Genomic DNA, 25,574 nt, shown 5'->3' with positions numbered 1-25,574 from the left:
GCTCGGTCCTGGGGTAGGGACGGGCGGCGGGGAACTCAGGGCAGCAGCGGGTGGTAGACGACGTTCTCCTCCCGGCCGGGGCCGACGCCGACCACGCTGACCCGGGTGCGGCAGAGCTCCTCGATCCGGGCGATGTAACGGCGGGCGGCGGGCGGCAGCTCCGCCTCGGTCCGCGCCGTGGTGATCTCCTCCCACCAGCCGTCGAGCTCCTCATAGATCGGAGTCGCGTGGTGGAAGTCCGTCTGCGTCATCGGCATCTCGTCGATGCGCTTGCCATTGATCTCGTACCCGACGCAGATCGGCACCTTCGGCAGGCCGGTCAGCACGTCCAGCTTCGTGACGACCAGGTCGGTGACCCCGTTGAGTCGGCACGCGTACCGGGCGACGACCGCGTCGAACCAGCCGCACCGGCGTTCCCGACCGGTGGTGGTGCCGTACTCGTGGCCGATCTTGCGCAGGTGCTGGCCGTTGTCGTCGTGCAGCTCCGTCGGGAACGGTCCGGCACCAACCCGGGTGGCGTACGCCTTGCTGACCGCGATCACCTTGGTGATGGCGGTCGGCGGGACTCCCGCTCCGACACAGGCCCCACCGGCAGTCGGGTTCGAGGAGGTCACGAAGGGGTAGGTGCCGTGGTCCATGTCGAGCATGGTCGCCTGGGCGCCCTCCAACAGCACTGTCTCGCCGCGGTCCAGCGCCTCCCAGAGCATCGCCCGGGTCTCGGCGATGTACGGGCGGAGCCGCTCGGCGTAGCCCAGGTACTCCTCGACGGTCGCCTCGACGTCGATCGCCTTACGGTTGTACACCTTGAACAGCATCTGGTTCTTCTCGCGTAGTGCGAGTTCCAGCTTCTTGCGAAGGATCCCCGGGTCGAGCAGGTCCTGCACCCGGATCCCCATCCGAGCGACCTTGTCCCCGTACGCCGGGCCGATACCCCGGCCGGTGGTGCCGATCCGGGACGACCCCAGGTACCGCTCGACCACCCGGTCCAACGCCCGGTGATGCGGCATGATCAGGTGGGCGTCGCCGGAGATCCGCAGCCGGGAGACGTCCACACCGCGCTCGGCGAGCCCGTCGATCTCGGCCAGCAGCACCTTCGGGTCAACCACCACGCCATTGCCGATGACTATCTTCGCGTTCGGCGAGAGCGCCCCCGAAGGCATCAGGTGCAGCGCGTACTTCTGCCCGTCCGGCGTGATGACCGTGTGGCCGGCGTTGTTGCCGCCGGAGTAGCGCACCACGTGGTCAACCCGCTCACCCAGCAGGTCGGTAACCTTGCCCTTGCCCTCGTCGCCCCACTGGGCCCCGAGAAGCACGATCGCTGGCATCTTCTTCAGCCTCCAGAAGGCTCGGGTGCCAGGCGGCGACCGGTCGGCGAGCCCGGGGTGTCAGGCTAACAAGAAGTGACGGCGCGGCCGGCAGGGGTTCGCGCGCAAAGGCAGGAGGCTGCGACCCGTGTACGACGTGGTGCTGCTCACCCTCGGCTCGGAACGGGACGTGCCGGGCAGCTGCGGCAGCGACGGTGCCTGCTGCGGCGACACCGACAAGGCCAACGGCGACACCGACAAGACCAACGGCAAGCCCTCGACCGAACGCTGCGAGACCCCCCGCGTACCGGTGCTGGCCTGCGCGGACGCACTCACCGCCCGGGGTGCACGGGTCGACCTGGTGACCGCCCGTTCCGAGCGGGAGATCGACGAGGTGCTGAGCCGCCTCGATGGCCCACCTCGACCGGACGGCCTCGGCTGGCCCGACCCCGGTTCCCGCACCCGACTGATCGTCGGCACCGCCAGTGACGCCCAGTTGCGCACCGTCCTACGTCGCCTCGTCCGGCGGTACGCCCCGCCGCCGAGCCGCCGCCCGGCGGATCTGCCGGCCAACCGGACCGTGCCGGACCTGCCACCGGTCGGCGTGCTGCCGCTCGACCCAGCCCGCGGCGGCAGCCAACCCCGAGATCTGGCAGCGCAGCTCGGGCTGCCCCGCAACCCGGTGGCGGTGGCGGCAGCGGTGTTGGAGGGCACGCCCCGCCGGCTCGACCTGCTGCGCAACGACGCCGGCTCGGTCACGCTGGACGGCGCGCTGCTCGGCGCGGCCGACGAGGGGGGCCAGCCGCTGCACTGGCGCGGCCGGGTCGAGGTCGACGACACGCTCCTCTCCGCCGGTGACGACCCGCTGCTGGCCTGCGCCATCGGCAACGCCGGTGGGTACGCCCAGCTGGCCGACGTGACCCTGCTCGCCGCCCCCGACCCGGGCGACGGTCTGGTCGAGGTCGCGGTGGCGGTCCCGGTCCGCACCGCGTCCCGGTGGGGTCGCCGCCGGGTCCGGTTGGAGGTTCGTCGCGCCCGTGGTCGGGCGGTGGCCGTGGTGCCCCGGGAGGGGGCGATCCCGTTCCTTGACGACGGCGCCGAGGGCGAGCTGAAGCGGAAACGGTCCTGGTGGACCGAGCCGGGCGCGTGGGCGGTCTGGTCTCCCTGACCGCACACCGGTAGCCGACTCGGGCCTTTTCCCGAGGCATATCCTCAGCAGGAGGCATGGGGAGGAGCCATGGTGGACGAGAACGTCGACCGGTCGTACACGTCTGGCCAGCAGCCGACGCCGGAGCGGGACATCGAGCCCTTGTGGCCGGCGGCCGAGGTCGACCCGGTGTCCTGGTCGCCCACGCCGGGACCGGACGACCAGAACCAGCCCCCTTCGCCGCCCGACGGGACGCCGGCCCCCGCGGGGTGGGCGAGCGCCCCCTCCGACGCGGCACGCGCCTGGGCGCCGAACCCGGACAGCGATCCACGCAGCGCGGTAACCGATGCCCCCTCGGCGCCCCACGCCCCCAACCTGGCACCGACTCCCGGCGTCAATCTCCACCAGCCGTTCAGCCTCGACCCGACCGGTCCGGCACCCGGGACGTCGACCGGAGGTAGACCGACCGCCGAGGCGTCGACGGAGAGCGGGGCCGCTGGCGACAGAGCTGCCTGGGATGGCCGCGGCGGCACCTCGACCGAGTCGCCATGGGTGGCGCCACCGCAACGCCCAGCACCGGAGGACGCTGTCAGCCACCCGGGTGCTGCCAGCTACGACCCGGGGGGCTCGGGCGGGGACCGCCCCGGCCCGGCCCATCCCCACGGACCGGCCCATCCCCACGGACCGGAGTCTGGTGTACCGCCCGCCCCGACGGCCGGACCGGCCGCGGGCAGGGCAACCATCCCGACGCCCTACCCAACCGCCGGCCCACCGCCAGCAGGACCACCCACCGCCGAGCTGCCACCGGCAGGACCGGCACCCTACCCACCACCAACGCACGCCGGCCCCGTACCGCCGGCAGCCGGATGGACGTCAACGGGGCAGACGCCGCCCACTGCCGAGGACTTCGCCCGGCGCCGACAGTTACGCCCGGCGGACCCGATGGCCACCATGGGCGTTCGGGCGATGGCCAACAGGATGGGGCTCCGTCTCCCGCCCGGCCGTCAGGAGCAGGAGCTACGCCGCGACGTGGAGATGGTCCGCCGCAACTTCGGCGGGCTTCGACAGGTGACCGTGGTCAACCCGAAGGGCGGCGCCGGTAAGACGGTGGCGATCCTGCTACTCGCCATGACCTTCGGTCAGAAGCGTGGCGGCTACGTCCTGGCCTGGGACAACAACGAGACGCAGGGCACCCTGGGAATGCGCGCCCAGCAGGATTTCCACGCCCGTACGGTGCGAGACCTGCTGCGCGATCTGAATCAGTTCCACGGCTCGCACGGGCGGGTCGGGGACCTGTCACAGTACGTGCGGGCCCAGGGCGAGGGGATGTTCGACGTCCTTGCGTCGGACGAGTCCGCCACCGGTGGGGGGATGCTCACCGCTACGGCATTCGCGGAGATCCGCGAGGTGGTCAGCCGCTTCTACAAGCTGATCTTCGTGGATACCGGCAACAACGTGCGGGCGCAGAACTGGCAGGCCGCGATCGACGCCACCGACCAGTTGGTGGTGACCATGTCGGCCCGAAACGACTCGGCGGAGACAGCCGCCCGGATGCTCGACCATCTGGAGCAGAGCGGCCGGCAACGACTGGTGCGGCAGGCGGTGACCGTTGTATCGATGCCGCCGTCCCGGAAAGAGATCGACCTGCCAGCGATTCAGGCGCACTTCGCCGCGCGGACCCGGGCAGTGCTCCTGGCCCCGTACGAACGGCTCATCGACTCCGGCGAGCCGCTCCGGTACGCGGCGCTCTCGTCGGCCGCCCGGGACGCCTGGCTCAAGATCGCAGCCGCGGTGGCCGAGGGGCTCTGATCCACCAGGACGAGCCGGTACGCCGGGCTGGCCGCGGCCAGCCCGGCGTCGGTCGTCCGAAGACCGGTCAGTCGCTCGCCAGCGCGTCCGCCGCGGCCGGGTCGCAGTCGCGGAGGAACTGGGCGCAGCGGGCCGCCTCATCGGCCTCGCCGATGGCGTCAGCCGCCCGGGACAGCACCCAGAGGCAACGCAGGAAGCCCTGGTTCGGCTCGTGCGACCACGGCACCGGACCGTGTCCCTTCCAACCGCTTCGGCGGAGCTGATCCAGGCCCCGGTGGTAACCGGTGCGGGCGTACGCGTACGCCTGGACCACCTGGTCCGCCGCGAACGCACGGACCGCGAGCGCGGCCCAGGCCGCACTGAACGTGGGGAAACGTGCCGCCACCGCGGCGAAGTCCTCGTCGGCGCCGCTCTGCTCAGCGGCGGCGATGGCGCTGTCGGCCTCATCGTGCGCGGGCAGGAGGGTGGCCGGTGGCTCCGGCAACAGGTTCTGCATCGCCCTATTCAACCCGCTTCCCCCGACGAGCCGCGAGCGGGTCGACTGACCCGACCGCACCACGCCGCGCGAGCGACCCTACCGCCGTTCGCCGGCCGCGCTGCTGGTCACCGGCTCCGGGCGCGATCTGGCCGGGCAACCGCCGGGTAGCGCCAACAGCCGCTGCCGGTTCGCCGCCGGGGACGCCAGGGTTGCCGGCGGGGCTGCCCCGGACGCGCCAAGAGCGACGGCCGGCTCCCGGTTGCGGGAGCCGGCCGTCAACACGGCGATCAGATCACTTCATCCGGGTGCCGGTGGAACGCAGGTCCTCGCAGGCCTCGACGATGCGGGCGGCCATCCCGGCCTCGGCGGCCTTGCCCCAGACCCGCGGGTCATACTTCTTCTTGTTGCCGACCTCACCGTCGACCTTCAGCACCCCGTCGTAGTTGCTGAACATGTGGTCCGCGACGGGACGGGTGAAGCAGTACTGGGTGTCGGTGTCGATGTTCATCTTCACCACCCCGTAGTCCAGCGACTCTCGGATCTCCGACAGCAGCGAACCGGAGCCGCCGTGGAAGACCAGGCTCAGCGGCTTGTCCTTGCCGTACTTGGCCCCGACCGCCGCCTGAATCTGGTTGAGCACCTCGGGACGAAGCTTGACGTTGCCCGGCTTGTAGACGCCGTGCACGTTGCCGAAGGTCAGCGCCGCCATGTAGCGGCCCTTCTCTCCCAGGCCAAGCGCCTCAACCATGGCCAGGCCGTCGTCAACGGTGGTGTAGAGCTTCTCGTTGATGGCGTTCTCGACGCCGTCCTCCTCGCCGCCGACCACGCCGACCTCGATCTCGAGGACGATCTTGGCCTTGGCGGCCTCACCGAGAAGCTGCTCGGCGATCGTGAGGTTCTCCGCTACCGGCACCGCCGAGCCGTCCCACATGTGCGACTGGAAGAGCGGCTCCTGACCGGCCTGCACCCGCTCCTGCGAGATACCCAGCAACGGCCGGACGAACTTGTCCAGCTTGTCCTTCGGGCAGTGGTCGGTGTGCAGGGCGATGTTGACCGGGTACTTCTTGGCGACCTCGTGCGCGTACGCGGCGAAGGCCACCGCGCCGGTGACCATGTCCTTCACCGAGGGGCCGGAGAGGTACTCGGCACCACCGGTGGAGACCTGGATGATGCCGTCACTCTCCGCGTCGGCGAAGCCCTTCAACGCCGCGTTGAGGGTCTGCGAGGAGGTCACGTTGATCGCGGGGTAGGCGAACCGGCCTTCCTTGGCACGGTCCAGCATCTCCGCGTAGGCCTCGGGGGAAGCGATAGGCATGTCGAACGCTCCTTACTTAACGCTCTCGGCCGTCGCCGGCCGCTGTTGTCCTTGGGTGCGCCGGACCGCGCTGTCCACCGCCGGCAGTATCCCGCAGTTGATTACGGTCGGCACCACCGGCCCGGGCACACCCGGCCCCGGTGCCCCTGGTTCGATCCAGCCCAGCGGCGGTGATCAGAAAGGTCCGGACCGCCCGTTCGCACCCGGCGGAGGCCATGCCCCCATCGTGGCACCGGGGCGCCACGCCGGGGAGGCATTCCCGGTTCCGAACAGATCAGCACGGTCCACGCCACCCCCGACGCGGAGCGTGACCAGCCCGTACGGTGTGGGTAGCTGTCCGCACGAGATCCAGGGAGGGACCATGGGCCTACCCGACGAGGACTTCGCCCCGAGCGAGCACCTCACGCCGGACGAGCGGAACCTGGAGGCCGAGCCAGCGGACGCGATCGAGCAGGCCACGGTGGTGCTCCCAAGCGAGGTGGAGGTCGAGCCGCACCGCGGCCTGGAGGTCAGCGGCTGGGACGCGGTGGAGCAGGCCCGCGTCGTCGGAGAGGACGAGGACGACTACCGCTGAGCGGGCGGCCGACGGGCCGGAATGAGACGGCACGATAGCCACTCAGCGGCGTGGGTGCAGCTGTGACGTCAGGCACCGGACGGACCGGGCTGCCACCTAGACTACGGACATTCCCGTCGCCGCTGGCGACGTCCACCGCCCGGCAGCCCACGGAGGTCACCGCGTGCCGACGCCCACCACTACCCTGGCTCTTGGGCCGGACTGGCTCGATCCCGAGGTGCTGATCTCGACCTTCGGCCTGCTCGGCATCCTGGTGATCGTCTTCGCCGAGTCGGGGCTACTGATCGGCTTCTTCCTGCCCGGCGACTCGCTGCTCTTCACCGCCGGCCTGCTTACTGCCGACGGGAAGTACATCACCTGGCCGCTCTGGCTGGTCTGCCTGCTCATCACACTGTCGGCCATCGCCGGTGACCAGGTGGGGTACGCCTTCGGACGCAAGGTCGGGCCGGCGCTGTTCCGACGGCCCAACTCGAAGCTGTTCAAGCAGGAAAACCTGCTGAAGTCGCATGACTTCTTCGAGAAGTACGGGGCGCGCTCGGTGGTACTGGCCCGCTTCGTACCGATCGTCCGGACCTTCACCCCGATCGTGGCCGGGGTCAGCCGCATGAACTACCGCACGTTCGTCATCTACAACGTGATCGGCGCGATCCTCTGGGGCACCGGCGTGACGGTGCTCGGCTACTTCCTCGGCCAGATCCCGTTCGTGAAGGCGAACATCGAGCTGATCCTGATCGCGATCGTGGTGCTCTCGGTGGTCCCGATCGTGGTCGAGTTGCTGCGCGCCCGCCTGGCCGCGAGGCGCGGCACCACCGCGGCGGAGCGGGCCGCGGCCGAGGAGGCGATCCGGGAAACCCGGGAGCACTACGGCAAGCACTAACCGGCCGGGGCGCGGCACCGAGTGGCCGTGCCCCGGGTCACCGGGGTATCGCGCCCGAAACCGAGTCGCCCGCGAACGCGGGCCCGGCCGCAACCCGCGACCCCGACCGTCCGACGCCGCCCCGGGTCGGAGGGCGTCGGACGAACGGTACGGTCAGCGCGCCTTCTTGCCGGCGCGCTTACGCGGCGGCGTCAGAAGGTCGGCGATGGTCGCGATCGCGGTCGGCACCAGCCGGTAGTACGCCCAGACCCCACGCTTCTCCCGCTCCAGCAGGCCAGCCTCGGTGAGGATGCGCAGGTGATGGCTGACCGTCGGCTGGGAGAGGCCGAGGGGCGCGGTGAGATCACACACGCACGCTTCGCCCTCCGGTGCCGACTGGATCAGGCTCAGCAGCCGCAGTCGGGCGGGGTCGGCAAGGGCCTTGAGGACCCCGGCCAGCCGCTCCGCGTCTGCTCGTTCGATCGGCTCGCCGGCAAGCGGCGAGATCTGAGGCATTGTCATTTCCGCCAACGCAGTTCCCACGTATTCCATCCTTCCACCAGCACCATTGACTCGCCTGCATATCGGCGAATCCAAATCGGCAGACTTTTACGCCACAAGGCCGAGGTCAGCCAACGTATAGGCCGCCCGGTATGGCAATCCGGCGGCTCGCACCGCGGCGCCGGCACCTCGATCAACAATAACTGCTGCCCCCACCACCTCGGCCCCGGCCTCACGTAGAGCCTGGACAGCAGTCAACACGCTCTGGCCCGTGGTGGACGTGTCTTCCACCGCGAGCACCCGGCGCCCAGCCACGTCAGGCCCCTCAATCCGGCGCTGCAGCCCGTGCGCCTTTCCCGCCTTCCGGACTACGAAGGCATCCAGCGGGCGGTCGGTACCAGCGGTGGCGTGCAGCATCGACAACGCGATCGGGTCGGCGCCGAGGGTGAGCCCACCCACCGCGTCGTACGCCCAGTCGGCAGTCAGCTCCCGCAGCACCCGGCCCACCAACGGTGCGGCCTCGTGATGCAGCGTTACGCGCCGCAAGTCCACATACCAGTCCGCCGCACGCCCCGAGGAGAGCACCACTCGACCATGGACCACTGCCAGGTCGGTGATGAATTTACGCAGGTCGTCGTGGTCCCCCATGGCGAAGAGGGTACTGCTCGATGCTGGGAGCTGTGTGTCGGGGCGGCCTAGGTCAACCCTGCGGGCGATGTGACAGCGGGCGAATTACCAACACGCTCCGCAACCAGAACGGGTCGTTGACACCGCCAACGACGATTCGGGGCGATCACTGTTCCGCGCGGCTAACCTGCCCCCGGACGTCCTGTGAGAAGGCTTTCACCAGCCGCCGCGGGGCGTGCCGCATCGCCGCCACGAGCAGCTTGTACTTCCACACCGGGACGCTGACCAACTTACCTTTTCGCAGGTCACGCAGGGATTCAGTGACGACATCCTCCGCCCGCAGCCACATCCACCCCGGCATCTTCGACCGGTCAATACCGGCCCGATCGTGGAACTCGGTACGGGTGTAGCCCGGGCAGAGGGCCATCACCTGGACACCGAACTCCCGCACTGACAGACCGACCGACTCACTGAAGCTGGTCACCCACGCCTTGCTCGCCGGGTACGTCGAACCGGGCATGACCGGCGCGAACCCGGAGACCGAAGAGACATTTATCACTGCCCCACTCCGCCGCTCGGCCATCGGCTGGACGGCGGCGAGGGTGAGCCGCATCACCGCGTGCACGTTGAGCCGGAGCAGCCGCGCCTCGTCCTCCGGTGACGACCGCAAGAACGGGGTGTTGAGGCTGAACCCCGCATTGTTCACCAGCAACTCGACCGGGGAGCCCGTGGTGAGCCGGCGCTCCACCTCCGCACATCCGTCGTCGGTGGACAGATCGGCGGAGATCGTCTCGACCTCTCGGCCGTGCTCGGCGGTCAGCTCGGCGGCGGACTCCTCCAGTCGGGCTGCGTCCCGAGCAACCAGTACCAGGTGCCAGCCCTCCGCGGCCAGCTGGCGCGCGAACTCCGCGCCAATGCCGGCCGTCGCACCGGTGATCAAGGCGCGCCGCTCGGTGGTCGACTGGTCACTCGGCACGAGCGTCTCACCTCGGGGGATGCGGGGGCGGATACGGCATGTGCGGGGGATGCGGAGGCGGATAGGGCATGTGCGGGGAAGGCACAGGCCGACGGAACCAGGTCGCTGCCGGCGGCAAGGCCAGCAATATTGCTACCACAAGGTAACCGAGCACCTGCCCAACCGAAAGACCTGCGCCGAGCGAGATCCACCAGTCCGGGTACGCCTCGGACAGCTGGGCGAGGAGTTCGGCAGTGGAGCGATCCACCTCGGCCGGTTGCAGGGGGATCGCCCGCATCCCGCCCAGCAGGGTGAGCCCGCAGCAGCCGGCGACCACCCCCAGGCCGGCGACCACCCAGGTCACTACCCGCGCACTGGAACGGCCAGTGCGCACCAGCGCGGCGAGCGCGGCCAAGAGCACCCCGGCGAGCAGGCTGACCACCGCGCCGGCCACTGTCCAGATGGCGACCAACGCGACCACCGCATCGACCTCGTCCGGCGAGGCCGCGCTTCCCGCCGCCACCAACCGGAAGGCGTCGACCGTACTGAACAGAACGAACAGGCCAGCGACGGCGTACGCGACGGCGACCACCGCCATCAGCGCCAGCAGCACGACAGCCGCGGTCACCGCAGCGGGGCGGCGGGCCGGTTCGGGGTACGACACAACTGATCCCTCCGGTAGGCGTCGGGTTGCACGCTATCCGGAGGGACCTGTTGTGTCGCGTTCTCCGGCGGGGAGGCCGCCGGCGGCTAACGGCTAGCCCTACCCGCCGGAATACCCTCCGCCACCCGAGCCGGAATGCCCTCCGCCACCCGGGTCGGACGAGCCCGAGTTCCCCGAGGAGCCCGAACTCCAGTCACCCCCCGAAGAGCCCGACCGGCCCGGGTCACCCGAACCCGGATCGGCCTGCGGATAGCCCGGCTGGCCCGGGCCCGTGGGGTAGGAGGCACCCGGCGTCATGGGGTAGGAGGCACCCGGGGCCGCGGGGTACACCGGCCCGCCCGGAGCCATGGGATAGGCGGTGCCGGGAACCGGGGGCTCCCACTGCTGCTGCGGCTTGCGGAAGAACTCGTTCGACTTCGGCAGCGCAAGCAGGATCAGGGCCACCAGCACAGCGATGGCGCCGAGCGTCGCGGTCAGCGTCAGCACCGGTTCCTGCCAGGACGGCAGGGCTTCCGCCAGCCGGCGGTCGATTTCCTCCTGGCTGGCCACGTCATCGGAGGTCTCTCCCCCTACGGCGCTGTTCGCCGCGGATAGGGCCAGGCCAACACCAGTGCAGCAGAGCGCGATTCCCCCGACCACCCAGGTGATGATCCGGGCCGTGTTCATCCCCCGGTTGTTGAGCAGGGCGAGAACGACCAACCCAGCCGCGAAAAGCAGGCCGACCATGCTCATCGCGACAAACACGAAGACCACTACGCCCTCGGTGCCCTCAGCTTCGGTGCCCGCGTAGGCGTCCCGGTAGATATCCCGGACCGTGCCCAGGGTGGTGAGCCCGATGACCGTCTCGGTCAGCGTCAGGACGGCATAGAAAATAAGCAGGTAACTGGAAATGGTGACGACGCCCGGACGCACCCGTACGGGCTGTTGCGGATTTACCACGAGACTCCTTCCCTCATTCGCGCCCACACCGTACGGCCTCGGGCCAACAACGACGGTACGAGGATCTCAGTACCCACGCCATTCGGCACGCGCGTATTCGAGCACTCGGGGTTGCAACAGCGTTGACGCCGGCACGTCGACCCGGCGTCGGTCCGGCGGGAACACCTCGGCGGCGGCCAGCGTCGCCACGTCCAGAAAGCGCAGGGTCGGCGCGTCTTTCGGCAGGGCCAGCATTGGCGGTGAATCGCCGGGCGCGGCGAGCAGAAAGCCCCAGTCACCGAAAGAAGGGATGTCCACATGGTACGGCTTCGTGGCGAATCCGGCCTCCCGCAGTGACGCCTCGATGGACCAGTACGACCGGGGCGCGAAGTACGGGGAACCGGCCTGCACAACCAGCCGGCCCTCGGCGGCCAGCGCGCTCCGGACCAACGTGTAGAACTCCACGGAGTAGAGCTTCGCGGTAGCCGTCTCGTCCGGGTCCGGCAGGTCGGCGATGACCACGTCAAACTGCTCGGTGGTGGACCGCAACCACCCGAACGCGTCGGCATGCAGAACCCGCACCCGGGGGTCATCGAGCGAACCACCGTTGAGCTGCCGCAGCCGCGGCTCGGTGCGGGCCAGCGCCACCACCGCCGAATCCAGGTCGACCACCGTGATACGACGGACATCCGGGTAGCGCAGCAGTTCCCGAACCGCGAGCCCATCCCCGGCACCGAGCACAAGCACCTCACCGCGCGTACCAGCGAGCGCCGGATGCACCAACGCCTCGTGGTATCGGTATTCGTCGACCGAGCTGAACTGGAGGTCCCCGTTGAGGAAGAGGCGCAGGTCGGTCCGGTCACCGGGCTCGGCCACCGACCGGGTGAGGACAATCTCCTGGTAGCGGCTGCGCTCCGCGTGCACCACCGGGTCGCGATAGAGCTGCTGGCGGGCGGTCACCTCGAAGTCATGGGCGGTCAGCCACGCGTACCCGAGGCAGACAGCGACCAGCACGGAGCCGGCGGTTAGGGCCGTTCGCGCCCGGCCGCTGAGCTCCCGCCGAAAGACGGTGAAGACCAACGCCAGGCCGGCTACAGCGTTTACCGCACCGACCACCAGCGCGCCCTTGAGCTGGCCGAAGAGGGGCAGCAGCAGAAACGGGAAGGCCAGGCCACCGAGGAGGGCGCCGACGTAGTCGGCGGCGAACAGGTCGGCAACCGCACTGCCGGCCGCCTGCCGGCGGATCCGTTGCAGCAGCACCATCAGCAGCGGAATCTCCGCGCCGATCAACAGTCCGAGTACGAAGGCGGTGCCGACCAGCGCCGGCAGGTACAGGTTCAGCCAGGCGAACGCCGCGTAGAGGCCAAGGACCGACAGGCCACCGAGCAGCGCCAGGGCCAGCTCGATCGCGGCGAAGACGGCAGCGGCCCGCGACTGCAGCGGCTTCGCGACGAGAGCTCCCACACCCATCGCGAAGACCATGACCCCGAGCACGATCGACGCCTGCCCGACCGTGTCACCGATCAGGTAGCTGCCGAGCGCGACCAGGGCCAGCTCGTAGACGAGGCCGCAGGCCGCACAGACGAACACCGCGGCCAGCACGGCGGCGCGGGCGGGTCGCCACCGGACCGGCGCGTCCACGTCCACCGTCACGCCCGCTTCACCGGCCCCGTCGAACCTCTGCCCTTGCCACGCCGGGCCGTAACCGCCGCCTCGTCGCGCTGCCGACGCCGCTGAATCAGACCGACCACGACCAGCAGCACGGCGATCAGGACCATCCCGGTGGCCCCGATCAGCCAACCGGAACGCTCCCGCCACAGGTCGCTGCCGGCTGCCGGCAGCGGGCTCGGCGCCGCGACGGGCGCGCTGGTGACCACCGGCTCCGGACTGGCCACACCACGTTCGACGACAAGGAGTGGAAGACTCACCGCGGCCCGCGTCACCGCCCAGCCGGGTTCCTCGAGGAAGGCCGCTCCATCAAGGCCGAAGCGGGACAAGCTGGTCTCCAGCTCGAAGAGATCGCTGATGAATTCGGGTGACCCCTCGACCACCACCCGGGCGAAGTCCTCGACCTCGCTGCTCTGCGGGGTGTAGTCGACGGTCGCGGCGACCCGCAGCCAGCGGGGGCACTGCGGGTGGTCAACCACCGAGATGCCGACACCGAGGTTCGATCCGGCGCTGACCACGTCGCCATCTCCCTGCTCGAGCTCCCAGCCGTAGCAGATGTTCTGCTGCTCGGCGGCGTCGCGCAGCAGGGCCACGGTGTCGTTCTGTTCGGTGGCGGTGGGCGGCGGTACGACCAGGCTGTTGTCCTCGGTCGGGGCGCAGGCGGTGACCACAGTGCTGAGGACGGCCACCACCGCGAAGCCACCCCACACCCTCCAGCCCTGTCCGGAGGATGCTCGCGACGCTGCCCCCGGCGCCATCAGCTGATCGCGGCGGCGATGATCGCGCCGGCAGCGAGGTGAACGGCGGCGGTGACCCACACCGCGGGGTGTGGCTCCGGGTCAACGAGGATCTCGCCCAGCCGCCCGGGGGTGGCGAGGTCCAGCAACAGGAACGCGGCTGCCATGATGACCAGGCCCAGGAACCCATAGAGCGCCGCGCCGGTCAGGCCGACGAGGAAGTTGTCCTCGCTGGCGACGATCGCGGCGACCACGATGGTGCCGACGCTGAGCACGTTCGAGGCGAGCAGGAGCGCGGCGTTGCGGTTGCGTTCGTTCCAGATCAGCTGATTGAGCCGGCCCGGAGTGGCTAGGTCAACCAGACCGTAGCCGACGCCCATGAGGGCGATTCCGACCACTCCATAGGCGAGGGTGAGCAGCAGGTCAAGGACGAGGGTCTGCAACACAGGGGCGCTCCCGGATTCGTTCGGTCGGTAGAGGTGCTACTTGCCACTTCCCGGGCCACCACCCCGGACGGTGTTGCCCCGACCCCAGCCCCAGTGACTTCCGACCACGGAGTGATAGCGCGGGTACGCGGTGGTAAGCCGTTCCAGGAGGATCAGTGAGCCCGCGTCGACCGGCCGGATCACCACCGAGTCGTCGTCGTAGCGCAGGTAGACGCCGGTGCTGTCGATGTACTGGTCCGCCGGCTGCCAGGCGTCGGTGAGCTCCTGGGCCACCTGGCTCGGCTGCTTCGTCGAGCTGTAGGCCCGCGCCTCGCGGCCGAGGTCGTGTGCGGCGGCCCGCTGGTAGTGGTCCTCGACGAAGCCGCGTGGGGAGAAGCTGCCGTAGCTGATGGCGATGGTCACGACCAACACGCCGAGGAGAGCGAACGCCGTCCCCATCACAAACCAGCGCCGGTACGTCATCGGGGAGTCACCACGGTTTCGGTCAGGACCAGCTCTCTGGTCTGCGGGTACGCGTGCCAGGTGCGCCAGCCGAGGGCGCCGCCCGACCGGCCCGGACGCACCGCCAACGCGGTCACCGCGTCAACGTCGCCGGGGAAGACACCGACCAGGGCGTACGGGTCATCGGCCAGGTCGGCGCGGAGCCCCGCCACCCGTTCCCGCAGGCCCTCGTCGTCGGGACGCAGCACGGTGGCGGTGAACCGGTAGCCGGTGGACTCGTCCTGGACCCGGTCGGGCAGGTCGGGACGGCGGCCGGGCAGGCACGCCACCGTCTCGGTCAGCACGGTGCCCGGGGTACGCAGCACCACCTGGTGCGAGGCGCCGAGCAGGCGCAGCCGCACCTGGACCGCACCGGGCAGGTCGACCTGGAGTACGTGCAGCGCGGGGCGCGGAGTGTCGTCGAGCGCCAGGCTGAGGTCGGCAGCGCTGGTATCGACGTAGGGGGCGACCAGGGTCACGAGCACTCAGGCCACCTCGTCCCGCGGATAGATCATCACCTCGGACCGGTGCAGCCGCTCACCCCGGGCCACCTCCCAGCCCGCCTCGCCGTATGCCTCGAACGACAACCGCTCCCCGCCGGCGGCCTGGTAGTCGTGGTAGCGCAGGATGCCACTGGGGTCGAGCGCGGTGGCGCCGACCGCGGTGTAGCGAGCCTGGCCGGACTCGTTCCAGCGGTAGCGACGGCCGGCGAAGTCGATGGTCGGTGCGCCCGGAGTGATCGTCGTGCCGGGTTCGGCCGCCCAGAGCACCAGTTCCAGCTCGGGCACCTCCTCAACGGAGAGCCAGCGCCGGATGCCGTCCGGGTCGTCGAGCAGGTGTTCCGTCCAGCTCCACGCACCCTCCACCAGCCGGACGGAGCCACGCACCACGTACGTGACGCCGCCGGAGACCTCAACGAGGTCCCCGGGCTTGAGACGCCGTGGGTCGCCTCGAAGGGCATCCGCGTCGCGGTCGCGGAGCGGATCTTCGGCGACCGGCACACCGAGTGGACGGCCGCTGGTCCGGCGCTGCACCCATGCGGCGACCGCCACCCCGGCCGCCACCACCAGGCAGCCCGCCGTCGCCAGCAGATACGCCACCGACCCGTCCACCGACCACCTCCCCAGGTATGTCGATCGGAGACGATAACAACCCGGTGCACCTCGGCGGCGCTGGCAGACAGCCGCACCCGGGTGCGGAAGGGGGCCTAGGCGGCGGTCACGGTGAGGGCGTCCTTCCCGTCCGCCAGGTCCACCCGGACGGTGTCACCGTCGCGGACTGCGCCGGCCAGCAGGGACTTCGCCAACTGGTCCCCGATGGCGGTCTGCACCAGGCGACGCAGTGGGCGGGCGCCGTAGACCGGGTCGTAGCCATGCTCGGCGAGCCACTCCCGAGCCGGGTCGGTGATCTCCAGACCCAGCCGACGGTCGGCGAGCCGGTGGCGCATCCGGTCCAGCTGGATGTCCACGATGGCCCGCAGCTGCTCGCCCTGGAGGGCGGCGAAGACCACGGTGTCGTCGAGGCGGTTGAGGAACTCCGGTTTGAAGTGCGACCGGACCACCGCCAGGACGCCCTCGCGGCGCTGCTCCTCCGCCACGGTGAGGTCACCCACCACCGACGAGCCGAGGTTGGAGGTGAGGATCAGGATGGCGTTGCGGAAGTCCACCGTGCGGCCCTGGCCGTCGGTGAGCCGGCCGTCGTCGAGCACCTGGAGGAGGAGATCGAAGACGTCCGGGTGGGCCTTCTCCACCTCGTCGAGCAGGATCACCGAGTACGGCCGGCGACGTACCGCCTCGGTGAGCTGGCCCCCCTCCTCGTACCCGACGTAGCCGGGTGGGGCACCGACGAGGCGGGCGACGGCGTGCTTCTCGCCGTACTCGCTCATGTCGATTCGCACCATCGCCCGCTCGTCGTCGAAGAGGAACCCCGCGAGCGCCTTGGCCAACTCGGTCTTGCCGACGCCGGTCGGGCCGAGGAAGAGGAAGCTGCCGGTCGGGCGGTCTGGGTCCGCGATGCCGGCGCGGGCTCGCCGGACCGCGTCGGCGACGGCGCCCACCGCGCGGGCCTGGCCGACCACCTGCTCGCCCAGCGACTCCTCCATCCGCAGCAGTTTGGCCGTCTCACCCTCGAGGAGCCGGCCGGCGGGGATGCCGGTCCAGGAGGCGACCACGGCGGCGATGTCGTCCGCGCCGACCTCCTCCTTGAGCATCGCGCCGTCCGCCTGGAGCCGGGTCAGCTCCTCCGCCGCCTGGGCCAGGTCGGCCTTGAGGGCCGGGATGCGCCCGTACCGCAGCTCGGCGGCGCGCTCCAGCTCGCCGTCGCGCTCGGCGCGCTCGGCCTCCCCGCTGAGCCGCTCCAGGTCCTCTTTGGCCGCCGAGAGTCGGGTGATGTGCCGCTTTTCGGTCTGCCAGCGCCCAGAAAGGGCGGTGAGCTGCTCCCGGTTGTCGGCCAGTTCCTTGCGCAGCCGCTCCAGCCGCTCGACGGAGGCCGCGTCCGCCTCCTTCGCCAGCGCCATCTCCTCGATCTCGAGCCGGCGCACCGCCCGTTCGATCTCGTCCACCTCAACCGGCCGGGAGTCGATCTCCATCCGGAGCCGGGACGCGGACTCGTCAACCAGGTCGATGGCCTTGTCCGGCAGGAACCGGTCGGTGATGTAACGGTCGGACAGGGTGGCGGCGGCGACCAACGCAGCGTCGGTTATCCGTACTCCGTGGTGCACCTCGTACCGCTCCTTGAGACCCCGCAGGATGCCGACGGTGTCGGGGATGGTCGGCTCACCGACCAGCACCGGCTGGAAGCGGCGTTCCAGGGCCGGGTCGGACTCGATGTGCTCGCGGTATTCATCCAGTGTGGTCGCTCCCACCATCCGCAGCTCACCCCGGGCCAGCATGGGCTTGAGCATGTTGCCGGCATCCATCGAGCCCTCGCCCTTACCGGCACCGACGACGGTGTGCAGTTCATCCAGGAAGGTGATGACCTGGCCATCCGAGTTCTTGATCTCCTCAAGCACGGATTTCAGTCGTTCCTCGAACTGACCCCGGTACGACGCACCGGCCACCATCGCGCCGAGGTCTAGGGAGACCAGCTTCTTGCCCCGGAGCGACTCGGGGACGTCACCGGCGACGATCCGCTGGGCCAGGCCCTCGACAATCGCGGTCTTGCCGACGCCCGGCTCGCCGATCAGGACCGGGTTGTTCTTCGTCCGCCGAGACAACACCTGGATCACCCGGCGAATCTCGGTGTCCCGGCCGATCACCGGGTCGATCCGGCCGTCCCTGGCGCTGGTGGTCAGGTCAACGCCGTACTTCGCGAGGGCCTGGTAGGTCTGCTCCGGGTCGGCGCTGGTGACCCGACGGTCCCCGCCCCGCACGGTAGGGAACGAGGCCACCAGGGCCTCTTCGGTGGCCCCGGCGGTCCGGAGCGCCGTCGACACCGCGCCGCCCACCCGGGCCAGGCCGGCGAGCAGATGTTCGGTCGAGGTGTACTCGTCGCCGAGCGGACGGGCGATCTGTTCGGCGGCGCCGATGGCGTTGACGAACTCCCGGGCCAGGGTCGGCTCGGCGACGCTGGACCCGCGCGCGACGGGCAGCGCGGCTACCGCGCGCTCGGCGGTGTGGCGCAGGTCGTCGGGGTCGGCTCCGGTGGCGCGCAGCAGTCCGACCGCGGTTGACCCGGCGGTGTCCAGCAGGGACAACAGCAGGTGCCACGGCTCTACAGTGGCGTGTCCGCGCTGACCGGCGAGAGTGACGGCGCCGGTGATGGTCTCGCGGCTCTTCGTGGTGAGACGTTCGCTGTTCATGGGCTCCCCCGGGGTCGGCGTGTCCACTGATACGGACACTGCCAAAGTTGAGCCCATTCCGCTCAACTTCAGCCGTGTGAAGTAGCTCACCCGTTCGGGTGTCCCACTGCGCACCGGCGCCCGCATCCTGCTCGATCATCTGGACCCGCCGCGCGCGGTAGCCTTGACCACGTGCGAGTACGTGTCGAACAGACTGCCCTTCCGGGGATCGGTGTCCGCCACGATCTGATGACGGAGTCCGGACGGCGACTCGGGGTGGTTTCCCACCGCAACGGCCGGCGAGATCTCGTTCTCTACGACCCGGATGATCCCGACGCCTGCCAGGCCGACATTCCGCTGACCGACGACGAGGCCGAGGCACTCGCCGACATCCTCGGCGCGTCACTGCTGCTCGGCCAGCTCTCCGGGCTACGGGAGCAGGCGGCTGGGCTACTGACCGAGCAGGTCGCCATCCCCGCGGCCTCGTCGTACGTGGGCCGCAAACTCGGCGACACGAAGGCGCGCACCCGCACCGGTGCCTCGATCGTGGCGGTGCTCCGCCACGGCGAGGTGATCGTCTCCCCAGAACCCTCATTCCGCTTCGCGGCCGGTGATGTCGTAGTTGTGGTCGGGACTCGCCAGGGTCTCGACGGGGTGACTGCCATCCTCGCCGACGGCGACCCGGACGGCTGAGGCGGATGCACGACACCACCACACTGCTCATCGAAGTCGGCGCACTGCTGTTCCTGCTCGGGCTCCTTGGCCGGCTCAGCCGACGGATCGGGCTCTCCCCCATCCCCCTCTACCTGCTCGCCGGGCTCCTCTTCGGGCACGGCGGAGTCTTCGGGTTCAAAGCCAGCGAGGAGTTCTTCGCGATCGGCGCCGAGATCGGCGTGATCCTCCTGCTGGTCATGCTCGGCCTGGAATACTCCGCCAGCGAGCTGGTCGGCAACCTCCGCGCCGCGGCACCGGCCGGGCTGATTGACGGGCTGCTCAACGCGCTGCCCGGCGCCGCCTTCGCACTGCTGCTCGGCTGGGACTGGGTGGCTGCGATCGTGCTCGCCGGAATCACCTGGATCTCGTCCTCCGGCGTGGTCGCGAAAGTCCTCAGTGACCTGGGCCGGCTCGGCAACCGGGAGACCCCGGTGGTGTTGTCGGTGCTGGTCATCGAAGACCTGGCGATGGCCTTCTACCTACCCCTGCTCACCGCCGTCCTGGCCGGGGCCGGGCTGGTCGCCGGCGGCGCCGCGCTCGCCGTCGCGGTCGCCACGGTGCTGATCGTGCTGGTGGTGGCGATCCGGTACGGCCGAACCATCTCGAACGTCATGTCGGCCCGCGATCCTGAGGCGCTGCTCCTGGGCGTGCTCGGCCTAACCCTGCTGGTCGCCGGGGTGGCCGCGAAGCTCCAGGTCTCGGCCGCGGTCGGGGCGTTCCTGGTCGGCATCGCGATCTCCGGACCGGTCGCACACCATGCCACCGAACTCCTGACGCCGCTGCGGGACCTGTTCGCCGCGGTGTTCTTCCTCTTCTTCGGGCTGGTCACCGACCCGCGCGACATCCCACCGGTGCTGCTGCCGGCGCTCGCGCTGGCGGTGGTGACGATGGGCACGAAGACGCTCACCGGTTACCTCGCCGCCCGCCGGGCCGGCATCGCTGAGCCAGGTCGCTGGCGCACCGGGCTCACCCTGGTACCGCGCGGCGAGTTCTCCATCGTCATCGCCGGGCTGGCGGTGGCGGCCGGAAGTGTCGATCCGCAACTGGCCGCGCTCGCCACGGCGTACGTATTGATCACCGTGGTCGTCGGGCCGACGCTCGCCCGGGTGCCCGACCTCGACTGGTTCAAGAGCTGGCTACGGCAACGCGCCGCCAAGCAGCAGGCCCGGCCGGTGCCCGTCCGGGATTGATCCGCCCGCCTCGGTGGCCTGCCCGGCGCGGGCCACCGGCGGGCCGGATGGCGAGCGAATCCGCCCCGGTGAGGGCTACCGCCGCTGGCGTGCCTCCGTTACCGTTGCCGCCCAACAGCGGAAAGGGGTACACGGCCGTCGCCCAGGTCGAGAGCGGAGGGTTGGCCGGTGAGTGGGCAGGATTCGACGTTCCGCGGCTTCACGAACCCGGTTGACCCGTCACCGGCGGAGCTCCGGGCCTGGGCCTACCATCCCGACTCGGTGCCGCTGACCTCCATGCCACAGGACTGGGACCTCCTGGTCGCCGGCAACGGACTGGTAGCGACCCTCTTCGACCTGGCAATGGATCCGGCCTGCCCGGCCCGCCGCTTCGCGCTGCACTGCCTCTACATCTATGCCGCAGACGGGATCCGAACGAAGTTTCGGGCCCATCCGAAGCGGCGTTTCTGGAAGCTGGTGGAGCGGGCCGAGCGGGAGGGGGACGAACCGATGCGGACCTGGGCGCAGAACAGCCGGATCCTGCTGGCCCAGCCGGATGTCTTCGTCTACCGCGACTGGTGCGAGGGGGGACTGGTCCGGGAGAACCGCCGCCTCCCCTGACTGGGTGGGCCGGGACCCCCCGTGGGTCCCGGCCCGTCCATCGGCCGACCGGCTCGGTCAGCGGCCCTGATGCTGGCTCGCGGGGTGCACCTGGTCGGTGCCGGAGTCATCCGGATCCGCGAACCGTCCTTCCCTGATCTGGTCGCTGAACCTTCCCTCAGTGAGCTCGTCGAACCGCTTTCGGACCGCCTCGGCCACCTGCTCGAGGCTGTCCTCCGCCTGCTGGGCGAGACTCTTGGCTGATTCCGCCATGCTCCCTACCAGTGGAGTCCGATTTGGGCGTATTTGTAGCTAATCATGAGAGTAGCTGACCCCGGCCATCCCGCGGGGCCGAACCCCGAACCTGTCGTGGGCTCACCGTTCCGGGTTCCGGCGGGGACGCCAGACCACCAACGCGGTGGAGGTGCGGCTGGCGGGCACCAGGTCACTGCCGGGGAAGCGGGCCACCGTCTCCAACTCGGCGATCCGGCGGTACGCGGCCTCCAGCTCCACCTCCAGCCGGGCTACCCGCTGCTGCGCCTGCTCCAGCAGCCGCTCCAACCCGATGATCCGTTTCACCCCGGCCAGGTTGATGCCGTCGTCCTGACTGAGCCGCTGCACCTCGCGGAGCAGCACCACATCCCGGACGCTGTACCGACGGCCGCCCCCGGCGGCACGGCCGGGCTGCACCAGACCGAGCCGATCGTACTGGCGCAGTGTCTGTGGGTGCATGCCCGCCATCCGGGCAGCCACCGAGATCATCAGTACCTTGGCCTCGTAGGCAGGGTCATCCGCACCGACGAAGTTGTCCGCCATCCCCGCTCACCTCCGCGTGCACTCCACCGAGCCCGCCGCCCGGTCAGCTCCCCCGACGCACCCGCGCGTCGAGATGTTCCCGAGCGGCCGGCGGGGTCTGGGCAACGAACGTCTCCAACGCCGCCCGGGCCTCCTCCGACAGCTTCGCTGGTACCACCACCTCAAGGGTGACCAACAGATCACCGGCCCGTCCATCGGTACGGACCACCCCCTTGCCCCGAGCCCGGAGGACACGTCCACTCGGCGTACCCGGGGGCACCCGAAGCGTGACCGCGCCGTCGAAGGTGGGTACCCGTAGATCGGCGCCGAGTACCGCCTCCGCGAAGGTGATCGGCACCGTCAGCGTCAGGTCCTCACCGGCTCGTCCGAACAGCTCGTCCGGGCTGACCTTGACCTGGATGAACAGGTCACCGGCGGGCCCGCCCCGCGCCCCGGGCTCGCCCCGCCCAGCCAGCCGAATCCGCTGACCATCGGCAACCCCGGCCGGGAACCGAACGTTCAAGGTCCGGTTCTTGGTGACGCCACCGGTGCCCTGACACTCCGGGCACTTCTCGTCTACCACCGTGCCGACGCCCTGGCAGTCGGAACAGGGCTCGGAGAAGCTGAACGACCCCTGATTGCGGGTGGTCACGCCGGCACCGCGACAGGTCGGACAGGCACGCGGCTGCGTACCCGGCTTCGCCCCGTCGCCGCGACAGGTGTCACACACGCCCGGCGTTCGCAACGTCAACGGCAGGGTCACCCCGCGAATAGCGTCGTCGAAGTCGAGTGCGACCTCGGTCTCCACGTCCCGCCCCCGCGCCGGTCCACGCGCCGCGGCCCCACCCCCGCCCGGAAAGATCGAACCGAACAGGTCCTGAAACCCAGCCCCGCTGAACCGCCGGCCACCACCGGCCGCGCCACCGAACAGGTCGCCGACATCGAACGGCGCCCCGCCGGGCTGGCCCGCTCCACGGGCGTTACGCCGAAACGCGCCCGAACCGAACAGCGAACGCATCTCGTCGTACTCACGGCGCTTCGCGTCGTCGCCGAGCACCGTGTACGCCTCGGAGGCCGCCTTGAACCGCTCCTCGGCCGACGCATCGTCCGGATTGCGATCCGGGTGCGACTCGCGCGCCAGCTTCCGGTACGCCTTCTTGATCTCATCAGCGGAGGCGGCCTTGCCCACTCCAAGGGCGGCGTAGTAGTCCTTCTCGATCCAGTCCTTGGAACTCACCGGTCCGCCCCCTTCCTTCGAGTGATCGTCCCGCCCGCCCGACAGGGGCGGGCGGGACGATCATGCCGTCGTGTCACCCGTTTACTCCGGGTCGGCGACTCCGACCAACGCCGGCCGCAGCAGCCGCTCCCCCACCAGGTAGCCCCGCCGCATGACCTGTACGCAGGTCGGCTCCGTGACCTCGGCCGAAGTCTGGTGTGTCACCGCCTCGTGCTGGGTCGGGTCGAACGGGTCACCCTCGGCACCGAACTGGGTCAGCCCGAACTTGCCGAGCGCGGTGGTGAGCTGCTCCGCCACCGATCCGAACGGTCCCACCAGGTCGCCGTGCTCGCGAGCCCGGTCCAGGTCGTCGAGGATCGGCAGCAGGGCGGCGAGCACCGAGCCGGTGGCCTGCTCGGTGACGAGCGCCCGGTCTCGGTCAACCCGCTTGCGGTAGTTGGCGTACTCCGCGGTCACCCGCTGGAGGTCCCGAGTCCGCTCATCCAGATCGGCCCGCAACGCCTCCAACTCCGCGCCGAGTGAGGTCGCCGTGGCGGCGTCAACCGGCTCGGCCGGCGCGTCCACCACCGGTGGGCTGGCCGACGCCCCCTCGGTGGTCTCGGCTTGGATCTCGTCAACCACGACATCCGCCTCCTCGACCAGCCCTGCTGCCGGGACATCCGACCCGGCGTCGGCGGCGGCCGCGTCCGCGGTGTCAGCGGCGGCCGAGCCGGAGCCGGCCGCGTCCGAGGCGGATTCCGCGTCAACAGCATCCGAGCCGGAGCCCGCGGCATCGCTGATCTTGCGGTTGTCCCGAATCACGACCCGCGGCTCCGCACCGGCCTCGCCGGCGGAGGCGGAGCCACCCGGCACCGACCCGGTACCGTCCGGGTCGGTGGCTCGTGGCTTGTCCGTCATGCGGCTACCTCATCCCTGTACGTGGAGTCCGTGACCGAGAACAGTCACTTCTTGCCCTTGTCCTCATCCACGATCTCCGCGTCGACCACGTCGTCCGGGCCACCGGCCTGAGCGCCCGGCTGGTCGCCGGCCGCACCGGCCTGCTCACCCTGCTGCTGGGTGTAGAGCTGGGAGCCGGCCTGCTGGGAAACCTGGGCCAGCTGCGCGTGCGCAGACTTGATCTTCTCGATGTCCTGACCGCCGAGGGCGCTACGCAGCTCGCCGAGCGCCTCGTTGATCTGGTCCCGGGACTCGGTGGGCAGCTTGTCGCCGCTCTCGGCGAGGAACTTCTCGGTCTGCCACTGCAGCGCCTCGGCCACGTTGCGGGTCTCCGCCTCCTCACGCCGCTGCTTGTCCTCCTCGGCGTGCTCCTCGGCGTCCCGACGCATCCGCTCGATGTCCTCCTTCGGCAGCGAGGAGCCAGCGGTGACCGTCATCTTCTGTTCCTTGCCGGTACCGGTGTCCTTCGCGTGGACGTTCACGATGCCGTTGGCGTCGATGTCGAAGGTGACCTCGATCTGCGGCATGCCACGCGGTGCCGGCGGCAGGCCGGTCAGCTCGAAGGTGCCGAGCTTCTTGTTGTAGGCGGCGATCTCCCGCTCACCCTGGAAGACCTGGATCAGCACGGACGGCTGGTTATCGTCGGCCGTGGTGAAGACCTCGGAGCGCTTGGTCGGGATGGTGGTGTTGCGCTCAATCAGCTTGGTGAAGATGCCCCCCTTGGTCTCGATACCGAGACTCAGCGGGGTCACGTCGAGCAGCAGGACGTCCTTGACCTCGCCCTTGAGCACACCCGCCTGCAGGGCGGCACCGACGGCGACGACCTCGTCCGGGTTGACGCCCTTGTTCGGGTCCCGGCCGGTGAGCTGCTTAACCAGCTCGGTCACGGCCGGCATCCGGGTCGAGCCGCCGACCAGGATGACGTGTTCGACGTCGGCGACCTTGATCCCGGCGTCCTTGACGGCCTGCTCGAACGGACCCTTGCAGCGGTCCAGCAGGTCCTGCGTCATCCGCTGGAACTCGGCGCGGGTGATCGTCACGTCGAGGTGCAGCGGGCCGGCGGCACCAGCGGTGATGTACGGCAGGTTGATGTTGCTGGTGGCGGCGGCGGACAGCTCGATCTTGGCCTTCTCCGCCGCCTCCTTGAGGCGCTGCATCGCCATCTTGTCCTGGGCCAGGTCGATGCCGTGCTCACCGTTGAAGGTCTTGACCAGGTGGTCGATGATCCGCTGGTCCCAGTCGTCCCCGCCGAGGAGGTTGTCACCGCTGGTCGACTTGACCTCGATGACGCCCTCGGCCAGCTCCAGCAGCGACACGTCGAAGGTGCCGCCACCGAGGTCGAAGACCAGGACGGTCTGCTCCTTGGAACCCTTGTCCAGCCCGTACGCCAGGGCGGCCGCGGTCGGCTCGTTGACGATCCGCAGCACGTTGAAGCCGGCGATCTCACCGGCCTCCTTGGTGGCCTGCCGCTGGCCGTCGTTGAAGTAGGCCGGAACGGTGATCACCGCGTCGGTGATCTGCTCGCCCAGGTACGCCTCGGCGTCCCGCTTGAGCTTCATCAGCGTACGGGCCGAGATCTCCTGCGGCGTGTACTTCTTGTCGTCGATGTCGACGAACCAGTCGGTGCCGATCTCCCGCTTGACCGACCGAATCGTCCGGTCCGGGTTGGTCACCGCCTGCCGCTTGGCGACCTCACCGACGAGCACCTCGCCGTTTCGGGCGAAGGCGACGATCGACGGGGTCGTCCGCGAGCCCTCGGCGTTGGCGATCACGGTGGGCTCACCGCCCTCCAGGACGCTGACGCAGGAGTTCGTCGTGCCGAGGTCGATGCCGACCGCACGTGCCATCTTCGCTTCCTCGCTTCGT

27 protein-coding genes are annotated in these 25,574 nt (G+C 70.0%); 7 read left to right on the top strand and 20 right to left on the bottom strand.

What is annotated here, in order from left to right:
• Positions 1–35: 35 nt before the first annotated feature.
• Entirely contained in the window at positions 36–1,325 is a 1,290-nt protein-coding gene (locus SALPAC4_RS0110575) for an adenylosuccinate synthase (RefSeq protein ID WP_019870296.1), read from the bottom strand.
• A gap of 127 nt (positions 1,326–1,452) precedes the next feature.
• On the opposite strand from SALPAC4_RS0110575, the gene SALPAC4_RS0110570 reads away from it, so the two are divergent.
• Both SALPAC4_RS0110570 and SALPAC4_RS0110565 read left to right on the top strand, forming a co-directional pair.
• Positions 1,453–2,472, top strand: coding sequence for a diacylglycerol kinase family protein (locus SALPAC4_RS0110570; protein WP_019870295.1), 1,020 nt, complete (start codon positions 1,453–1,455; stop codon positions 2,470–2,472).
• 69 nt (positions 2,473–2,541) lie between these two features.
• Positions 2,542–4,260 carry a MinD/ParA family ATP-binding protein gene (locus tag SALPAC4_RS0110565; RefSeq protein ID WP_027644746.1) on the top strand — a complete coding sequence of 573 codons (1,719 nt, stop codon included), beginning with the start codon at positions 2,542–2,544 and terminating at the stop codon, positions 4,258–4,260.
• Positions 4,261–4,327: 67 nt separating this feature from the next.
• Here the strand turns inward: SALPAC4_RS0110565 and SALPAC4_RS0110560 are convergent, their stop codons facing one another.
• Both SALPAC4_RS0110560 and fbaA read right to left on the bottom strand, forming a co-directional pair.
• Positions 4,328–4,756: a DUF3151 domain-containing protein gene (locus SALPAC4_RS0110560; protein WP_018254810.1), complete on the bottom strand. Its 429-nt coding sequence runs from the start codon at positions 4,754–4,756 to the stop codon at positions 4,328–4,330.
• Between the two features lie 274 nt (positions 4,757–5,030).
• Positions 5,031–6,053 (bottom strand): class II fructose-bisphosphate aldolase, encoded by a 1,023-nt coding sequence (gene fbaA, locus SALPAC4_RS0110555; RefSeq protein ID WP_027644745.1) that lies wholly within the window; start codon positions 6,051–6,053, stop codon positions 5,031–5,033.
• Between the two features lie 361 nt (positions 6,054–6,414).
• Between fbaA and SALPAC4_RS0110550 the strand changes: the two genes are divergently transcribed.
• Positions 6,415–6,627, top strand: a complete 213-nt coding sequence (locus SALPAC4_RS0110550; protein ID WP_019870292.1) for a hypothetical protein — start codon at positions 6,415–6,417, stop codon at positions 6,625–6,627.
• 163 nt (positions 6,628–6,790) lie between these two features.
• Positions 6,791–7,504 (top strand): DedA family protein, encoded by a 714-nt coding sequence (locus SALPAC4_RS0110545; protein WP_018730851.1) that lies wholly within the window; start codon positions 6,791–6,793, stop codon positions 7,502–7,504.
• Between the two features lie 153 nt (positions 7,505–7,657).
• Here the strand turns inward: SALPAC4_RS0110545 and SALPAC4_RS0110540 are convergent, their stop codons facing one another.
• The 12 genes from SALPAC4_RS0110540 to clpB form a co-directional block, all read right to left on the bottom strand.
• On the bottom strand, positions 7,658–8,035 hold the full coding sequence (locus tag SALPAC4_RS0110540) for an ArsR/SmtB family transcription factor (protein WP_025618262.1): 378 nt from the start codon (positions 8,033–8,035) through the stop codon (positions 7,658–7,660).
• Between the two features lie 57 nt (positions 8,036–8,092).
• On the bottom strand, positions 8,093–8,632 hold the full coding sequence (locus SALPAC4_RS0110535) for an orotate phosphoribosyltransferase (RefSeq protein WP_019870291.1): 540 nt from the start codon (positions 8,630–8,632) through the stop codon (positions 8,093–8,095).
• Positions 8,633–8,777: 145 nt separating this feature from the next.
• Entirely contained in the window at positions 8,778–9,587 is an 810-nt protein-coding gene (locus tag SALPAC4_RS0110530) for an SDR family NAD(P)-dependent oxidoreductase (protein WP_019870290.1), read from the bottom strand.
• Between the two features lie 7 nt (positions 9,588–9,594).
• Positions 9,595–10,230, bottom strand: coding sequence for a hypothetical protein (locus tag SALPAC4_RS0110525; RefSeq protein ID WP_027644744.1), 636 nt, complete (start codon positions 10,228–10,230; stop codon positions 9,595–9,597).
• A 99-nt stretch (positions 10,231–10,329) separates the two neighbouring features.
• Entirely contained in the window at positions 10,330–11,142 is an 813-nt protein-coding gene (locus SALPAC4_RS0110520; protein ID WP_033664974.1) for a hypothetical protein, read from the bottom strand.
• Between the two features lie 93 nt (positions 11,143–11,235).
• The gene (locus SALPAC4_RS0110515; RefSeq protein WP_188116867.1) at positions 11,236–12,795 is read right to left on the bottom strand and encodes a polyamine aminopropyltransferase; all 1,560 of its coding nucleotides are present in this window, start codon (positions 12,793–12,795) and stop codon (positions 11,236–11,238) included.
• Between the two features lie 2 nt (positions 12,796–12,797).
• Positions 12,798–13,526 (bottom strand): hypothetical protein, encoded by a 729-nt coding sequence (locus SALPAC4_RS0110510; RefSeq protein WP_019870286.1) that lies wholly within the window; start codon positions 13,524–13,526, stop codon positions 12,798–12,800.
• Between the two features lie 47 nt (positions 13,527–13,573).
• The gene (locus SALPAC4_RS0110505) at positions 13,574–13,999 is read right to left on the bottom strand and encodes a DUF350 domain-containing protein (RefSeq protein WP_018730857.1); all 426 of its coding nucleotides are present in this window, start codon (positions 13,997–13,999) and stop codon (positions 13,574–13,576) included.
• A 36-nt stretch (positions 14,000–14,035) separates the two neighbouring features.
• Complete coding sequence (locus SALPAC4_RS0110500) at positions 14,036–14,461, bottom strand: DUF4247 domain-containing protein (RefSeq protein ID WP_019870285.1); 426 nt, start codon at positions 14,459–14,461, stop codon at positions 14,036–14,038.
• Complete coding sequence (locus SALPAC4_RS0110495) at positions 14,458–14,964, bottom strand: DUF2617 family protein (RefSeq protein ID WP_019870284.1); 507 nt, start codon at positions 14,962–14,964, stop codon at positions 14,458–14,460. Before SALPAC4_RS0110495 ends, SALPAC4_RS0110500 begins: the two co-directional genes overlap by 4 nt.
• The gene (locus SALPAC4_RS0110490) at positions 14,965–15,591 is read right to left on the bottom strand and encodes a DUF4178 domain-containing protein (protein ID WP_019870283.1); all 627 of its coding nucleotides are present in this window, start codon (positions 15,589–15,591) and stop codon (positions 14,965–14,967) included. It lies immediately after the preceding gene.
• 95 nt (positions 15,592–15,686) lie between these two features.
• Entirely contained in the window at positions 15,687–18,278 is a 2,592-nt protein-coding gene (gene clpB / locus SALPAC4_RS0110485; protein ID WP_019870282.1) for an ATP-dependent chaperone ClpB, read from the bottom strand.
• Between the two features lie 171 nt (positions 18,279–18,449).
• Between clpB and SALPAC4_RS0110480 the strand changes: the two genes are divergently transcribed.
• The 3 genes from SALPAC4_RS0110480 to SALPAC4_RS0110470 all read left to right on the top strand — a co-directional run bounded on the left by SALPAC4_RS0110480 (position 18,450) and on the right by SALPAC4_RS0110470 (position 20,761).
• Positions 18,450–18,950, top strand: a complete 501-nt coding sequence (locus SALPAC4_RS0110480; RefSeq protein WP_018723681.1) for a cation:proton antiporter regulatory subunit — start codon at positions 18,450–18,452, stop codon at positions 18,948–18,950.
• A gap of 5 nt (positions 18,951–18,955) precedes the next feature.
• Positions 18,956–20,161, top strand: a complete 1,206-nt coding sequence (locus SALPAC4_RS0110475) for a cation:proton antiporter (RefSeq protein WP_018743625.1) — start codon at positions 18,956–18,958, stop codon at positions 20,159–20,161.
• Positions 20,162–20,329: 168 nt separating this feature from the next.
• On the top strand, positions 20,330–20,761 hold the full coding sequence (locus SALPAC4_RS0110470; protein WP_018730864.1) for a hypothetical protein: 432 nt from the start codon (positions 20,330–20,332) through the stop codon (positions 20,759–20,761).
• Between the two features lie 57 nt (positions 20,762–20,818).
• Here SALPAC4_RS0110470 and SALPAC4_RS0110465 read toward each other — a convergent pair whose 3' ends face one another.
• From SALPAC4_RS0110465 to dnaK, 5 genes are all read right to left on the bottom strand, one after another.
• Positions 20,819–21,013 carry a hypothetical protein gene (locus tag SALPAC4_RS0110465; RefSeq protein ID WP_019870280.1) on the bottom strand — a complete coding sequence of 65 codons (195 nt, stop codon included), beginning with the start codon at positions 21,011–21,013 and terminating at the stop codon, positions 20,819–20,821.
• A 102-nt stretch (positions 21,014–21,115) separates the two neighbouring features.
• Positions 21,116–21,556, bottom strand: coding sequence for a heat shock protein transcriptional repressor HspR (locus SALPAC4_RS0110460; protein WP_018730866.1), 441 nt, complete (start codon positions 21,554–21,556; stop codon positions 21,116–21,118).
• Between the two features lie 43 nt (positions 21,557–21,599).
• Complete coding sequence (gene dnaJ / locus SALPAC4_RS0110455) at positions 21,600–22,772, bottom strand: molecular chaperone DnaJ (RefSeq protein WP_019870279.1); 1,173 nt, start codon at positions 22,770–22,772, stop codon at positions 21,600–21,602.
• 81 nt (positions 22,773–22,853) lie between these two features.
• Positions 22,854–23,669, bottom strand: coding sequence for a nucleotide exchange factor GrpE (gene grpE / locus SALPAC4_RS0110450; protein WP_019870278.1), 816 nt, complete (start codon positions 23,667–23,669; stop codon positions 22,854–22,856).
• Between the two features lie 44 nt (positions 23,670–23,713).
• Entirely contained in the window at positions 23,714–25,555 is a 1,842-nt protein-coding gene (dnaK, locus tag SALPAC4_RS0110445) for a molecular chaperone DnaK (RefSeq protein WP_018730869.1), read from the bottom strand.
• Positions 25,556–25,574 lie beyond the last annotated feature (19 nt).

This window comes from Salinispora oceanensis (assembly GCF_000383575.1).
GTDB lineage: Bacteria > Actinomycetota > Actinomycetes > Mycobacteriales > Micromonosporaceae > Micromonospora > Micromonospora oceanensis.
The sequence above is the reverse complement of the archived record's forward strand: the minus strand, read 5'-3'. Positions and strand labels throughout refer to the sequence as shown.

What these genes read in the sequence shown, in the direction of transcription:
- SALPAC4_RS0110575 (WP_019870296.1), bottom strand. Translation starts at nt 1,325, where the DNA reads ATGCCAGCGATCGTGCTTCTCGGGGCCCAGTGGGGCGACGAGGGCAAG.
- SALPAC4_RS0110565 (WP_027644746.1), top strand. Translation starts at nt 2,542, where the DNA reads ATGGTGGACGAGAACGTCGACCGGTCGTACACGTCTGGCCAGCAGCCG.
- SALPAC4_RS0110560 (WP_018254810.1), bottom strand. Translation starts at nt 4,756, where the DNA reads ATGCAGAACCTGTTGCCGGAGCCACCGGCCACCCTCCTGCCCGCGCAC.
- fbaA (WP_027644745.1), bottom strand. Translation starts at nt 6,053, where the DNA reads ATGCCTATCGCTTCCCCCGAGGCCTACGCGGAGATGCTGGACCGTGCC.
- SALPAC4_RS0110550 (WP_019870292.1), top strand. Translation starts at nt 6,415, where the DNA reads ATGGGCCTACCCGACGAGGACTTCGCCCCGAGCGAGCACCTCACGCCG.
- SALPAC4_RS0110540 (WP_025618262.1), bottom strand. Translation starts at nt 8,035, where the DNA reads ATGGAATACGTGGGAACTGCGTTGGCGGAAATGACAATGCCTCAGATC.
- SALPAC4_RS0110535 (WP_019870291.1), bottom strand. Translation starts at nt 8,632, where the DNA reads ATGGGGGACCACGACGACCTGCGTAAATTCATCACCGACCTGGCAGTG.
- SALPAC4_RS0110500 (WP_019870285.1), bottom strand. Translation starts at nt 14,461, where the DNA reads ATGACGTACCGGCGCTGGTTTGTGATGGGGACGGCGTTCGCTCTCCTC.
- clpB (WP_019870282.1), bottom strand. Translation starts at nt 18,278, where the DNA reads ATGAACAGCGAACGTCTCACCACGAAGAGCCGCGAGACCATCACCGGC.
- SALPAC4_RS0110475 (WP_018743625.1), top strand. Translation starts at nt 18,956, where the DNA reads ATGCACGACACCACCACACTGCTCATCGAAGTCGGCGCACTGCTGTTC.
- SALPAC4_RS0110465 (WP_019870280.1), bottom strand. Translation starts at nt 21,013, where the DNA reads ATGGCGGAATCAGCCAAGAGTCTCGCCCAGCAGGCGGAGGACAGCCTC.
- SALPAC4_RS0110460 (WP_018730866.1), bottom strand. Translation starts at nt 21,556, where the DNA reads ATGGCGGACAACTTCGTCGGTGCGGATGACCCTGCCTACGAGGCCAAG.
- grpE (WP_019870278.1), bottom strand. Translation starts at nt 23,669, where the DNA reads ATGACGGACAAGCCACGAGCCACCGACCCGGACGGTACCGGGTCGGTG.
- dnaK (WP_018730869.1), bottom strand. Translation starts at nt 25,555, where the DNA reads ATGGCACGTGCGGTCGGCATCGACCTCGGCACGACGAACTCCTGCGTC.